7 protein-coding genes are annotated in these 13,909 nt (G+C 74.4%); 1 reads left to right on the plus strand and 6 read right to left on the minus strand.

Annotated elements, in window-relative coordinates; genetic code table 11:
- Positions 1 to 6: 6 nt before the first annotated feature.
- From ACFIF2_RS34010 to ACFIF2_RS34030, 5 genes are read right to left on the minus strand one after another with little or no spacing between them, the layout of a single operon-like run.
- Positions 7 to 5,586, minus strand: a complete 5,580-nt coding sequence (locus ACFIF2_RS34010) for a type I polyketide synthase (protein ID WP_395577146.1) — start codon at positions 5,584 to 5,586, stop codon at positions 7 to 9.
- A 60-nt stretch (positions 5,587 to 5,646) separates the two neighbouring features.
- Positions 5,647 to 8,802 carry a type I polyketide synthase gene (locus ACFIF2_RS34015; protein ID WP_395577147.1) on the minus strand — a complete coding sequence of 1,052 codons (3,156 nt, stop codon included), beginning with the start codon at positions 8,800 to 8,802 and terminating at the stop codon, positions 5,647 to 5,649.
- A gap of 53 nt (positions 8,803 to 8,855) precedes the next feature.
- Positions 8,856 to 9,599, minus strand: a complete 744-nt coding sequence (locus tag ACFIF2_RS34020; RefSeq protein WP_395577148.1) for a thioesterase II family protein — start codon at positions 9,597 to 9,599, stop codon at positions 8,856 to 8,858.
- Complete coding sequence (locus tag ACFIF2_RS34025) at positions 9,596 to 10,846, minus strand: cytochrome P450 (RefSeq protein WP_395577149.1); 1,251 nt, start codon at positions 10,844 to 10,846, stop codon at positions 9,596 to 9,598. The genes ACFIF2_RS34020 and ACFIF2_RS34025 overlap by 4 nt, the downstream gene beginning before the upstream one ends.
- A complete protein-coding gene (locus tag ACFIF2_RS34030) occupies positions 10,843 to 11,157 on the minus strand; it encodes a phosphopantetheine-binding protein (protein ID WP_395577150.1) in 315 nt (104 codons plus the stop codon). The genes ACFIF2_RS34025 and ACFIF2_RS34030 overlap by 4 nt, the downstream gene beginning before the upstream one ends.
- 341 nt (positions 11,158 to 11,498) lie before the next feature.
- Here ACFIF2_RS34030 and ACFIF2_RS34035 point away from each other — a divergent pair, with 341 nt between their 5' ends.
- Positions 11,499 to 13,001, plus strand: coding sequence for an FAD-dependent monooxygenase (locus tag ACFIF2_RS34035; protein ID WP_395577156.1), 1,503 nt, complete (start codon positions 11,499 to 11,501; stop codon positions 12,999 to 13,001).
- Positions 13,002 to 13,169: 168 nt separating this feature from the next.
- Here ACFIF2_RS34035 and ACFIF2_RS34040 read toward each other — a convergent pair whose 3' ends face one another.
- Positions 13,170 to 13,904 (minus strand): thioesterase II family protein, encoded by a 735-nt coding sequence (locus ACFIF2_RS34040; protein ID WP_395577151.1) that lies wholly within the window; start codon positions 13,902 to 13,904, stop codon positions 13,170 to 13,172.
- Between the last annotated feature and the right edge of the window lie 5 nt (positions 13,905 to 13,909).

The raw sequence follows: 13,909 nt of genomic DNA on the forward strand, positions 1-13,909 counted from the left end.
TCTCCCCTAGCCGAGCTCTTGGTCCAGCAGCGCGAGAAGCTCTCCCGCCGATGCCGAGGTGATCTGGTCGGCGATGCCGGCCGGTGCCGCGGCGCTCGCCATCGAACGGACCCGTCCCTGCAACTCGCCGAGCAGCGTGGAGATGGCCGCCTGGTCCGCCCCTTCCAGGTCGAGGAACGCGTCCTCCAGGCGGGCGCCCAGTCCTTCGATCTCCTTGACCAGGAGACCGGCCGGTGATTCCGGGACGGCCGCTGGTTCGGGGGCGACGCTCTCGCTCAGGAACTGTGCGAGGGCGCTCGGGTTCGGGTGGTCGAAGACGAGGGTGGTGGGCAGTTTCAGGCCGGTCACCGACACCAGCTTGTTGCGCAGTTCCAGCGCGGTGAGCGAGTCGATGCCCAGTCGCTTGAACGCGGCGGTGGGGCTGATCCGCCCGGTGTCGGGGTGGCCGAGGACGAGGGCGGTCTGCTCCCGGACGGCGGTGAGCAGCGCCGCCTGGGCCTCGTGGGGCGGCAGGGACGCCAGCCGCTGGGCGAGTCCGCCGGCGGCGGCGTTCGGGTCCGCTTGGCCGCCGGGTCCGCCGGGCGCGCCGGACAGGCCGCGCAGGAGCGGCGAGGCCGCGTCGGGCGCCGGGAGGCTCAGCCGGGCGGGCACGAGCACCGGTTCGTCCAGGGTGAGCGCCGCGTCGAAGAGGGCCAGCCCCTCCTGCGACGACATCGGCAGTACGCCCTGGCGTCGCAGGCGGACGAGGTCCGCGTCGACGAGGTCGGCGACCATCTCGCTGCGTTCGGCCCAGAAGCCCCAGCACAGGGCGGTGGCCGCGAGTCCGGCGGCACGGCGGGTCTCGGCGAGGCCGTTGAGGAAGGCGTTGGCCGCCGCGTAGTTGGCCTGTCCGGCCGTGCCGAGCACGCTCGCGACGGAGGAGAACAGCACGAACGCGGACAGGTCGAGGTGCGCGGTCAGCTCGTGCAGGTGCCAGGCGCCGCGCGTCTTCGGCGCGAGGACCACGTTCACCCGGTCCTCGGTGAGCGTCTGGACGACGCCGTCGTCGAGCACGCCCGCGCAGTGGATCACCGCGGTGAGCGGGTGCTCGGCCGGGACGGAGGCGATCAGCGCGGCGACGGAGTCCCGGCTGGTGACGTCGCAGGCGACGACGTCGACGTGGGCGCCCGCGTCGGTGAGTTCCTCGCGCAGCGCCGCGGCCTCCGGGGCCGCCGGTCCGCGCCTGCTGGTGAGCAGCAGCCGGTGCGCGCCGTGCCGGGCCACGAGGTGCCGGGCCAGCTTGGCGCCCAGGCCGCTGGTGCCGCCGGTGATCAGGACCGTGCCGGTGCCGAGCGCGGGGGCGTCCTCGGCGCCGTCGTGGCCCGGGGCGGTGTCGGGGGCGTGGACCAGGTGCGGGACGCTGACCTGGCCGTCGCGGATCTTGAGCTGGGCCTCCCCGGTGGCGGCCGCTGCCGCCACGCGGGCCAGCGAGGCGGGCAGGCCGTCGGTGTCCACGAGGGTGAAGCGGCCGGGGTTCTCGGTCTGCGCGGTGCGCACGAACCCCCACACGGCGGCCGCCGCCGGGTCGGTGCGGGGGTGCCGGCCGTCGTGGACCGCGTCCCGCGTCACGACGACCAGGCGCGCGTCGGAGAACCGGTCCTCGGTGAGCCACTCCCTCGTCCAGCGCAGCACGCGGTGGAGGGTGCGCTCGACGGCGGCGGGCGTGTCGTCGCCGTCCGCGCCGGTCCCGTCGAGGGCGGCGATGACGACGGGGGGTATCTCCCCGCCGGACGCGGCGAGTTCCGCGAGTCCGGTGAAGACCGCCGCGTCCCCTCCCAGGGCCGCGGTGGCCGGGTCGGGCGCCCCGGGCGGAGCGCCCGGAATGCCCTCGCCCAGCACCGCGTACGGGCCGCCGTTCCCGCCGTTTCCGCCGTTTCCGCCGTTTCCGCCCGACGGGACCGGGACGGGGACCCAGTCCAGCCGGAACAGGGAGTCCTGGTGGTCGAAGCCCAGCTCGGTGAGCCGCGCGACGTCGGCGGGCCTCAGGGTCAGCGACGCGATGCCGCCGACCGGGGTGCCGTTCTGGTCGGCGAGGGTGAGGGACAGGGCGTTCTCCCCGGCGGGCGCGAGGCGCACGCGCAGCGCGGCCGGCCCGGTGGAGCCGGCGCGCAGGCCGGTGAAGCGGTACGGCAGCCAGCCCTCGGGCCGGTCGCCGTCGACGACCGGCCCGAGGCCGAGCGGGAGCAGCGCGGCGTGCAGCAGGGCCGGGTGGACGCGGAACGCGCCGCGGTCGGCGCCGTCGGGGGTCGGCAGCTCCACCTCCGCGTACAGGACGTCGTCGCGGCGCCACACCTGCTTGAGGCCGCGCAACAGGGGCCCGTGAGCGAATCCGAGGGCGGACAGCCTGGCGTACTCCTCCTCGAAGGGGACGGCGACCGCGCCCGCGGGAGGCCACGCGGCGAGGCTCTCCTCCTCGCCGGTGTCCGGGCCGCCGGCTGCGGCGACGCCGACGGCGTTGCGCGTCCATTCGGTGTCGCCCTCGGCCCGCGAGTGGATGCTGATCGTCCGCCGGGCGTCGACGACGACGCGGATCTCGCGGTCGGCCGTCCGGGACAGCACCAGCGGGGTTTCCAGGGTGAGTTCGTCGACGGTGTCGCAGCCCACCTTGTGAGCCGCCCACACCGCCAGCTCCGCCGGCACCGCCGCCGGTACCAGGACGGCACCGTGGACCACGTGGTCGGCGAGCCAGGGGTGGCGCTCCGGCGACAGGCGCCCGCTGCCCACGATGCCGCCGTGCTCCCCGTCGTCGGGCAGGTCGATCACGGCGTCGAGCAGCGGGTGGTCCGACGTGCCGGCGGCGGTGGTCTCGGCGGGTGCGTTCATCCAGTGGCGCTGCCGCTGGAAGGCGTACGTGGGCAGGTCGACGAACCGGCCGCCGGTGCCCGGGAAGGCCGCCTCCCACGACACCGCGGCGCCCGCCGCGAAGGCCTCGGCCGCCGAGCGGTGGAAGCGGGCGAGGCCGCCCTCGGTGCGGCGCAGGGTGCCCGTGACGACGGCCTCGGCGCCCGCGCTGTCCAGGGTCTGCTCCACACCGATGGTCAGGACGGGGTGGGGGGACGCCTCGACGAAGCACCCGAAGCCCTGTGCGGCCAGGGACCTGACCGCCTCCTCGAAGCGGACCGTGCGGCGCAGGTTGGTGTACCAGTACTCGGCGTCCAGCGTCGTCGTGTCCAGCCAGTCGGCCGCCACCGTGGAGAAGAACGGCACCTTCGCCGGGCGCGGCTCCAGTCCGGCCAGCACGCGCCCCAGCTCGTCGCGGATCGCCTCCACGTGCGCCGAGTGCGAGGCGTAGTCCACCGGGACCTTGCGGGCCCGGACGTCGTCCGCCTTGCAGGCGGCCAGCAGCGCGTCGAGTTCGGCGACGTCGCCCGAGACCACCACGGACGAGGGTCCGTTGACCGTGGCGATCGACAGGCCGTCCGTGAGGCGCGCCTCGACGTCCCGGACCGGCAGCGCGACCGACACCATGCCGCCGCGTCCCGACAGCGCCAGGATCGCCTTCGACCGCAGCGCCACCACCTTCGCGGCGTCCTCGACGGACAGGGCGCCGGCGACGCAGGCGGCGGCGATCTCCCCCTGCGAGTGGCCGACGACGGCCTCGGGCTCCACGCCGTAGGAGCGCCACAGCTCGGCCAGCGACACCATCACCGCCCACAGCGCGGGCTGGACGACGTCGACGCGCTCCAGTGCCTCGGCGTCGCCGAGCACGTCGGGCAGGGACCAGTCCACGTACGGTGCCAGCGCGTCGGCGCACTCCCGCATCCGCGCGGCGAACACCGGGGACGACTCCCACAGTTCGCGTCCCATGCCGGCCCACTGCGAGCCCTGGCCGGGGAAGACGAACACGGTACGGCCGACCGGACCGGCGAGCCCGGAGACCGCGCCGTTCTCGTCGCCGGCGGCGACGGCGGACAGGGTGGCGAGCAGGTCGTCCCGGCCGGTGCCGAGCACGACCTGGCGGTGCTCGAACAGCGAGCGGGCCGTCACCAGCGAACGCCCCACGTCGGCCGCCGACAGCGACGGGTCGGCGGCGACGAGGTCCCGCAGCCGCGCCGCCTGTGCGCGCAGCGCCTGCTCCGAGCGCGCCGACAGCACCCACGGCACCGGGCCGGCGGCGTCGGCCGGCTCCTGCTCGGCGGGCTCCTGCTCGGCGGGCTCGGGAGCCTGCTCCAGGATGAGGTGGGCGTTGGTGCCGCTGATGCCGAAGCTGGAGACGCCGGCCCGGCGCGGGCGCTCCGGTGTGCCGGGCCACCGCCTGGCCTCGGTCAGCAGCTCGACCGCGCCGGCCGTCCAGTCCACGTGCGACGACGGGCGGTCCACGTGCAGCGTGCGGGGCAGGACCCCGTGCCGCATCGCCATGATCATCTTGATGATGCCGCCGACCCCGGCGGCGGCCTGCGTGTGCCCGATGTTCGACTTCAGCGAACCCAGCCACAGTGGCTTGTCCGCGTCCCGGTCCTGCCCGTAGGTGGCGAGCAGCGCCTCCGCCTCCATGGGGTCGCCGAGCCTCGTACCGGTGCCGTGGGCCTCCACCGCGTCCACGTCGGCCGGCTGGAGCCCGGCGTCGGCGAGGGCCGCCCGGATCACCCGGCGCTGCGCCAGTTCGTTCGGCGCGGTCAGGCCGTTGGAGGCGCCGTCCTGGTTGACGGCCGAACCGCGGATGACCGCGAGGATGCGGCGTCCGTTGCGCCGCGCGTCCGAGAGGCGCTCCAGGACCAGCATCCCGGCGCCCTCGGAGAAACCGGTGCCGTCCGCCGCGTCGGCGAACGCCCGGCACCGTCCGTCGGCCGACAGGCCCCGCTGCCGGCCCAGCTCCACGAGCAGTCCCGGCGTGGACAGCGTCGACACCCCGCCGGCCAGCGCCAGCGTGCACTCCCCGGCCCGCAGGGACCGCATGGCCTGGTGGACGGCGACCAGCGACGACGAGCACGCGGTGTCGGTGGACACGGCCGGGCCGTGCAGACCCAGCGTGTACGCCACCCGGCCCGAGGCCACGCTGGTGTACGTGCCCGTGGCCGCGAAGCCCTCCACCTCGGCGCCCGCCCCGCCGCCCGTGCGGGGGCCGTAGTCGACGGCGTAGAGGCCGGTGAACACGCCGGTGGCCGAACCCCGCAGCGCGGCCGGGTCGATGCCCGCCCGCTCCAGGGCCTCCCACGACGTCTCCAGCACCAGCCGCTGCTGCGGGTCCATCGCCAGCGCCTCGCGCGGGCTGATGCCGAAGAACGGCGCGTCGAACTCCGGCAGGTCGTACAGGAACCCGCCCGAGCGGGTGTACGTCGTCCCGGGCGTCTCCGGGTCCGGGGAGTACAGCGCCTCCAGGTCCCACCCGCGGTCCGACGGGAAGTCGCCGATGGCGTCCACCTCGCCGGACACGAGCGACCAGAGCCCTTCGGGGGTCGTCGCCCCACCGGGGAAGCGGCACCCCACGCCCACGACCGCGATGGGCTCGCGAGCGGACTCCTCCAGCTCGCGGACCCGCTCCCGCAGCTGCTGCGCGTCGCCTACGGCGCGTCGCAGGTAGGAACGGAGCTTGTCGACGTCCTCCACCAGGGCCTCCCCCAAGGGTGATTCAGGGCGATTCAGGGTGATGCAGAAGAACAGGTGCGGCTACACGTATCCGCGGTCGATCAGGGCGTACAGATCGTCGTCGGGTGCCTCGGACGCATCACGCACCTCCGGCGCCTCAGGAGTCGCAGGCACCTCAGGCACCTCGGGCACCTCAGGCGCCTCGGGCTCCTCCGGTGCGAGGAGGGCGAAGACGCGGGCGGCGAGCGCGCGCGGGCTGGGATAGGTGAACGCGACGGTGGCCGGCAGGCGCACCCCGGTCGCCGCGGTGAGCCGGTTGCGCAGTCCCACGGCCGACGAGGAGTCGAAGCCCAGGTCCTTGAAGGTCTCGGCCGCCCGCGCCACCAGAGCTGGGCCGGTCACGTCCGGGTCCTTCACGCTCAGCAGGGCCGCCGTCTCGGCGCACACCAGGTCGAGGACCGAGGACTCCGTGTCCAGGCGGGCTCCGGTGCGCGTGCCCGGTCCGCCGGCCCGCGCGGCGGGGTCCGGGTGGGTGGCGTCGGGTGCGGTCAGCCAGTACCGCCGGCGCTGGAACGGATAGGTGGGCAGGCCGATCCGGCGCGGCCGGTGCCCGGCGAACACCGGCTCCCAGTCCACCGGCACCCCGCGCACGTGCAGTTCGGCCAGCGACGCGAGGATGTTTCCGGCGCTCCCGTCGTCCCGGTGCAGGGTGCTGGCCACGACCGGCGGGTCCGCCAGCGCGTCGGCGGTCTCCTCCATCGCCACCCGCAGCACGGGGTGCGGGCTGACCTCCACGTACACGCCGCCGCGCTCGCGCATCAGCCGTTCGACGACCTCGCCGAACCGCACCGTCGAGCGCAGGTTGTCGTACCAGTACGAGCCGCCGAGCAGGCGGGTGTCGAGCCGCTGCGCGGTGACCGTGGAGTGGAACTCCACCGCCGTCGGTCGCGGCGTGACACCCGAGGTGGCTTCCAGCACCTGGTCGCGGATGCGTTCGACCTGGTGGGAGTGGGACGCGTAGGCGACCTTGAGCCGGCGCACCCGGACGCCGTCGGCGGCGGCCGACGCGGCGAACGCGTCCAGCGCTTCGAGGTCCCCGGAGACGACCACGGAGGCCGGTCCGTTGACGGTGGCGACCGAGAGCCGTCCGGGCCACTGCCGCAGCCGGTCCTCGACCCGGGCGAGGGGCTCGGCCACCGCGCTCATCCCGCCCTGGCCGGCCAGCGCGGCCAGGACCCGGCTGCGCTGGGCGACGACCCGGGCCGCGTCCTCGAGACCGAGCGCGCCCGACGCGCACGCGGCGGCGATCTCTCCCTGCGAAGTGCCCACCACCGCGTCGGGGACCACGCCCAGCGACTCCCAGACCCGGGCCAGGGACACCATCATCGCGAACAGCGCCGGCTGCACGACGGTGTCGCCGCCGTCCAGCGACGGCGCCGTGTCCGCGCCGGTGATCAGTTCCAGGAGGGACCAGTCCAGCCACGGTTCCAAGGCCCGCGCGCAGGCGTCGATCGAGCGCGCGAAGACGTCCGACTCGGCGTACAGGCTCCGGCCCATGCCGAGCCACTGCGAGCCCTGGCCGGGGAAGACGAAGACGACCGGGCCGGTCCGCCCCGTGGCCGTCCCGCGCACCGCGCGTGCCGGCTCCTCGCCCGCCGCCAGTGCTCCGAGGCCGGTCAGCGCCTCGTCACGGCTCCCGCCCAGCAGCACCGCCCGGTGCTCGAACACCGACCGTGCCGACGCCAGCGCGTGCCCGACGTCGGCCGTCGACAGGGACGCGTCGGCGGCGACGAGGTCCCGCAGCCGCGCCGCCTGTTCCCGCAGCGCCGGCTCCGAGCGCGCCGACAGCACCCACGGCACCACGCCGGGTACGGCGGTCAGGGCGGGGGCCTCGTCCGTGGCGAGGGCCTCGTCCGTGGCGGTGGCCTCGTCCAGCGCCGGCGTCCCGGGGGCCTGTTCGAGGATGACGTGCGCGTTGGTGCCGCCCATGCCGATCGACGTCACGCCCGCCCGCCGGGGCCGCTCGGGCGTGCCCGGCCAGGGCCGCGCGGCCCGGACCACGTCGAAGTACTCGTCGAAGTCGGGGACGGCCGGGTTCGGGGACCGGAAGTTCACCTGCGGGACCAACTGGGCGCGGTCCAGGCAGAGCGCGGTCTTCACGAAGCCGGTGATGCCGGCGGCCGGCTCCAGGTGCCCGACGTTCGCCTTCACCGAACCGACCGTCAGGGGGCGCTCGCGTCCGGTCTCCCGGAACACCTCGCGCAGTCCGGCGAGTTCCGCCGGGTCGCCGAGCCGGGTGCCGGTGCCGTGGGCCTCGACGTAGTCGACGCCGTCGAAGGGGACCGCCGAGCGCGTCAGCGCGGTCCGTACGGCCGCCGCCTGCCCGGCCGGGCTGGGGTCGGGCATCCGGGAGGAGGCGCCGCCGCTGCCGACGCCCCAGCCGCGCACCACCGCGTAGACGTGGTCGCCGTCGGCGACGGCGAGGTCGAGCCGCTTGAGCAGGACGAACGCCCCGCCCTCGCCGCGGACGAAGCCGCCCGCCCGTTCGTCGAAGGGGAAGCAGTCGCCGGCGGGCGACAGGGCGCCGAGGTTGGCGAGGCCGAGGCCCGACTCCGGGTCGGTGATCAGGTGCACACCGCCGGCGAGCGCCATGTCGACGGCGCCGGCGCGGATCCGGTCGCAGGCCAGGGCGAGCGAGACGAGGGAGGAGGACTGGCCGGAGTCGGCGCACAGGCTCATGCCGCGGACGTCGAAGAGGTTCGAAATGCGGTTGGCGATCAGCGCGCCGGCCGAGCCGAGGGCGGCGTAGTGGTCGTCCTGGTCGCTGCCGGACAGCTTGCGCAGCAGGTCGTACCCGGAGGGCGCGGCACCGACCACGACGTCGATGTCGCGGCCCGCGAGCGTGGCCGCCGGCAGCCCGGCGTCCTCGACGGCCTCCCAGGCCAGTTCCAGGCCCAGCCGCTGCACGGGGTCCATCGCGGCCGCCTCCCCGGGGGGCGTGCCGAAGAACTCCGCGTCGAACCCGTCAATCGCCTCCAGGAACGATCCCGCGTTCACCGTGTCGGCGTCCGGGTGGGGCGGCGCCGTACGGCGCGTGTCGGCCGCCCGGTGCTCGGGGAAGCGGCCGACGGTCGAGCGCCCGTCGAGCAGCAGGCGCCAGAAGGCGTCCAGGTCGTGCACCCCGGGGAAGCGGCACGACATCCCGATGACGGCGATATCGGCGGCTGCGCCACTCATGTGATGTCCTTCCGGTTCCCTCGGCGTACGGCTGTCACGGGCTGCACCGCTCGTCACCGCCGGCTGGTCAGGGTCTTCAGCAGTTCGTCCGGCGCGTCCATGAAGTCGTAGTGGCCGCCGTCGAGGACGCGGAACTCGACGGAGTCGGCGTACGCGCGCCAGCCCTGGAGGTCGTCGAGGCTGACGTCGGGGTCGTCCCGCCAGTGCAGGACGACGACGGGGCACGGCAGCGGGGCCAGCTCCTGCCTGCGGTAGGCGCCCGCCGCGGCGTGGTCGCGCAGCAGCACCATGAGGCCCATCTCGACCATGTCCGGCCGCGGCTCGATGCCGCGGCTGCGGATGAACGCCTCGACCTCGGCGCGCAGTTCGTCCTCGGTCATGGTGAGCATCCGGTCGCGCGAGGCGTCGTGCGGTGCGGGCTGGCCGGACACGAAGAGGCACTGGGGTGCGGGCAGGCCGAGGGCGGCGAGCCGCAGCACGGTCTCGTAGGCGGGCAGGGCGCCCGCGCAGTGCCCGAAGAGGGCGTACGGCCGCTCCAGCAGCGGTGTGAGCGCTTCGGTGAGGTCGGCGGCGAGGTTCTCGTAGGTGCCGTAGTGGGGGTGGGCGAGCCGGTTCTCGCGGCCGGGGAACTGCACCGGGACGACCTCGACGTCGCCGAGGGCGGCGGGCCAGGCGCTGAAGGCCGACGCCCCGGAACCGGAGAAGGGGAGGCAGAAGAGCCGGGCGGCGGCCTCGGCGGACGGCGGCCGCACGAACCACGGCGAGGCGGTGGCGGTGGCGGTGGGACCGGAGGTCATGGCGTGTGCCGTTTCTGCGCGGCGACGGGGAGGTGGGTCATCCCGGCGATGAAGTACGACCGCAGGTGCTCCGGTTCGCCGGCGAACTCGATCGACGCGAATCCTTCGAGGAGTTCCTCGAAGAAGATGCGCAGCGTCATCCGGGCCAGGGGCGCCCCGATGCAGAAGTGCGGTCCGAAGCCGAACGCGCCGTGGCGCTTGGCGCCGTCGCGTGTGATGTCGAAGGTGTGCGGGTCGGGGAAGACGGACGCGTCCCGGTTGGCCGAGCCGATCCACGCGACGACCGCCGCGCGGGCCGGGATGGTGCCCCCGCCGATCTGGACGTCGTCGACCGCGTACCGCATGAAGTTGCAGGCGGCCGAGGTCCAGCGCAGTCCTTCCTCGACGAGATTGGGGATCAGCGTCGGGTCGGCCTGGGCCTTGGCGAACTGCTCGGGCCGTTCGATGAGGGCCTGCACGGTGCCGGAGACGGTGTGCGGGGTCGTCACGTTGGCACCCAGGAGGATGCTGTAGCCGTCGAGGGCGATCTCCTCGTCGCTCAGCGGGACGCCTCCCGGCCGGACGCTCATGAGGTGGTGCAGCAGGCTGTCGTCCTCGCCGCCGTCCGCCCGCCGGGTGGTGGCCCAGTCCCGGACGTAGTTGAGGAGTTCGTGGTGGGAGATGGCCAGGGTCGCCGCCTCGCTGCTCACCAGGAAGTGCGGGTCCGAGGGGGCCGTGACCATCGCGGTGAGCTGGACGAGTTCCGCCCAGTCCTTCTCCGGGATGCCGAGGAGCGGGCCGGTGACCAAGGCGGGGAGCAGCAGGGCCCGCTCGGCCAGGTCGAAGGTCTCGCCGTCGAGCGCCGGCTCCAGGAAGCGGCGGACCGTCGCGCGGATCTTGTCCTCCCAGGACCGTACGGCCCGGGCGGTGAGCTTGGCGTTGAGCGGCCGGCGGACCTCGGTGTGCCGGGGCGGGTCGGTGGACGTCATCAGCACGCCGGCGGCGGCGTCGTCCGTGCCGAGGTGGGTGGGGACCGTGCCGCGCTCCGAGGTGAACTCCCGGTGGTCGCTGAGCACCCGGCGGACGTCCTCGTAGCGGGTGACCGACCAGAACTCCCGGCCGTCGGGGAGGACCTGGTGGTGCAGGGGCGCCCGCTCGCGCATCACGTCCCAGATGGGGTGCGGGTCGCCCGTGGAGTAGAGGTCCAGGTCGAACAGGTCGAGGGTGTCGAGATCGACGTCGCGCGCGGGACCCGGCGTGAGCCTCACGTCCCGGCCCTCCCCTGCTCGATCAGCTCGGCGACCTTGGTGGGGGTCCCGGCGAGGTAGAAGTCGCGCACGGACAGGCGGACGCCGTGGTCCTGGAGCACCCGTTCGATGATCTTGATTCCGGCCAGTGAGTTGCCGCCGAGCGCGAAGAAGTCGTCCTCCGGCCCCACCCCGGGGCTGTCGAGGTGTTCCCCCCACAGCTCGGCGATCTCCTGCGCCAGGGACGCCGACGCGCCCGAAGGCCCGGCCTGCGGCTGCGGCGTCTCTTCCTGCCCACCTCGCTCGTGGACCACCTGCGGTGAGGATTCCATTTCCAGCCCTTCCTTCGCACTGTCCCGCCGGCGAGACACATTCTTCGAATGGCCGAATCGAGTGTCGCGGGCGTTCGCCTTTCCGCACACCGCTGCCGGCGGTGTGCGGCACCCGCCGGCCGGTGGGGTTGAGAGCGCACCGGTACGCCCGCACGCTGACACTTCCGGAACATCCGTTCCCCGAACAGCCGTCCCGCCGGCGGGACAGGAAAAGTGGAAAGCGGCTCGCTTTTCGCACGTACGGAAATGGCCCGACGCCGCCACAGGATCAGTGAAGCGGCACTGGAACATCAGTGGAACAGCACTGGAAATGAGGGGGCAACGACGTGGAACACACCGGCATGGACGCGGACGTGGTGGTCGCGGGCGCCGGGCCGACCGGCCTGATGCTCGCCTGTGAGCTGCGGCTGGCCGGCGTCGACGTGGTGGTGGCCGAGCGGCTCGCCGAGCCCACGGGCGAGTCCCGGGCCGGCGGGATCCACTCCCGCACCCTGGAGGTGCTGGACCAGCGCGGGATCCTGGACCGCTTCCTGGCGGAGGGCGAGCTGCAGCCGGTGGGCCACTTCGCGGGCCTGTACCTGGAGTTCGACGAGTCCGAGTCCCGGCACCCGTACCCGCTGATGATCCTGCAGTCCACCATCGAGCGGCTGCTGGAGGAGTGGGCCGCCGAACTCGGCGTGCGGGTGCTCAGGTCGGCCGAGGTCGGCGGTCTGCGCCAGGACGAGGACGGCGTGACGGTCGAGCTGGACAGGCCGGAGGCCGGGCCCGCGACGCTGCGCGCCCGCTACCTCGTGGGCTGCGACGGCGGGCGCAGCACCGTGCGCAAGCTGGCGGGCATCGACTTCCCCGGCACCGAGGCGACGATGACCGCGCTGATCGGCGACGTGGAGCTGCCGGAGCTGACCGAGGACTACGTGTGGGTGCGGCGCACCCCGGTCGGCGACTACTCGGCGATCGCCTTCGAACCGGGCTGGTTCCGGGTGATCACCTCGGAGTTCGACCGGGTCGCGGGCCGCGACGACGCCGTGACGTTCGAGCAGTTGCGTGAGTCGCTGGTCAGGGTCGCGGGGACCGACTTCGGGATGCGCAACCCCCGGTGGGTGTCCCGGTTCAGCGACGCCGCGCGGCAGGCCGCCGAGTACCGCAGGGGCCGGGTACTGCTGGCGGGCGACGCGGCGCACATCCACTTCCCGGCCGGCGGGCAGGGCCTGAACATGGGCGTGCAGGACGCGGTCAACCTCGGCTGGAAGCTCGCCTCGGTGGTGCGCGGCCGGGCGCCGGAGAGCCTGCTGGACACCTATCACGCCGAGCGCCACCCGGTCGCGGCGCGCGTGCTGCACAACACCCGGGCGCAGTCGGCCCTGGTGCGGCCCGGCCCGCAGACGGACGCGCTGCGCGAGGTGTTCGGCTCCCTCATGGTGTCCGACGACGTCAACCAGTACCTGCGTCACCTGCTGAACGCGCTGGACATCCGGTACCCCGTCGACGGCGACCACCCGCTGGAGGGCCGCCGGGTTCCCGACGCCGACCTGAAGACGGCCGAGGGGATCATCGGCGTCCACGAGCTGCTGCACGCCGGCCGCCCCGTCCTGCTGGACCTGCACGGCAGCCCCGAGGTGGCGGCGGTCGCCGGCGGCTGGGCCGGCCGCGTCGACCTGGTGGAGGCGCGCGGCGAGGACGACCACTGGACGGTGCCGGCCATCGGCGAGGTCCCCGCTCCGGCCGCGCTGCTGATCCGTCCCGACGGCCATGTCGCCTGGGCGGCCGACGAGGGCGGCGCGGGCGGCACCGACGCGCTGCGGACCGCCCTCACCACCTGGTGCGGGCCGGCCGCCCACGGCTGACCGGACCCTCCTGACAACCGGCCGCCGGGACCGCACCGTGGTCCCGGCGGTCTTCGCCGTACCCGGACGCGCTGACCGCCGGCATCGGCCCGAGGTGCCCGGACAGCGCGACGCCGCCCCGGCGGACCGTGGTCCGCCGGGGCGGCGAGGGAGGGGAAGGGGAGCGCGTCAGTGTGTGCGGGCGGACTCCGCCTCGATCACGTCGAGCACCTCACGGCCGAGATCGACCAGGTACATGTGGTCGCCCGGGAACTCGGCGTAGCTGAAGCCGCCCGTGGTCGCGTCCTGCCACTGCCGGGCCTCCTCCGCGGTGACCAGGCCGTCCCGGTCGCCGCGCAGCGAGGTGACCGGCACCGACACCGGTACGTCGGTGCTCGGGACGTAGGCCTCGTGCATCTCGCAGTCGGCCTGGAGGGTGGGCAGGATCAGCTCCCGCATCTCCGGGTGGTCGAGGGCCTCGTGCCGGAACCCGGCGAACTCCTCGACCCGGGCGAGGAACTCGTCGCCCTCAAGCCCCGCCGCGCGCCTCTGGCGCTGGGTCCACGGCCCCGGTGAGCCGCTGACGACCAGCCGTTCGACGTGCACGCCGCGCGCGCCCAGCAGGTGGGTCAGCTCGTAGGCGAGGACCGCTCCCAGGCTGTGCCCGAACAGGACGGTCCGCGCTCCCTCGCCGAGGTCCGCGGCGACGGCGTCGATCTCGCCCTTGGCCGCCTCGACGACGTTGCGGTACGGCGGGTCCAGGAACCGCCGCTCCCGGCCGGGCAGTTCGACCGACGTCACCCGCCACCGGTCCCCCGCCAGCTGCTGCCACGGGTGGAAGAAGGACGGGCCCGCGCCGGCGAACGGCACGCACAGCAGCGTGGTCCGGTCCCGGTTCTCCTCGGATGTGCCGGGTTCTTTCACAACCG

The organism is Streptomyces sp. BK79, from assembly GCF_044142145.1.
Lineage (GTDB): Bacteria > Actinomycetota > Actinomycetes > Streptomycetales > Streptomycetaceae > Streptomyces.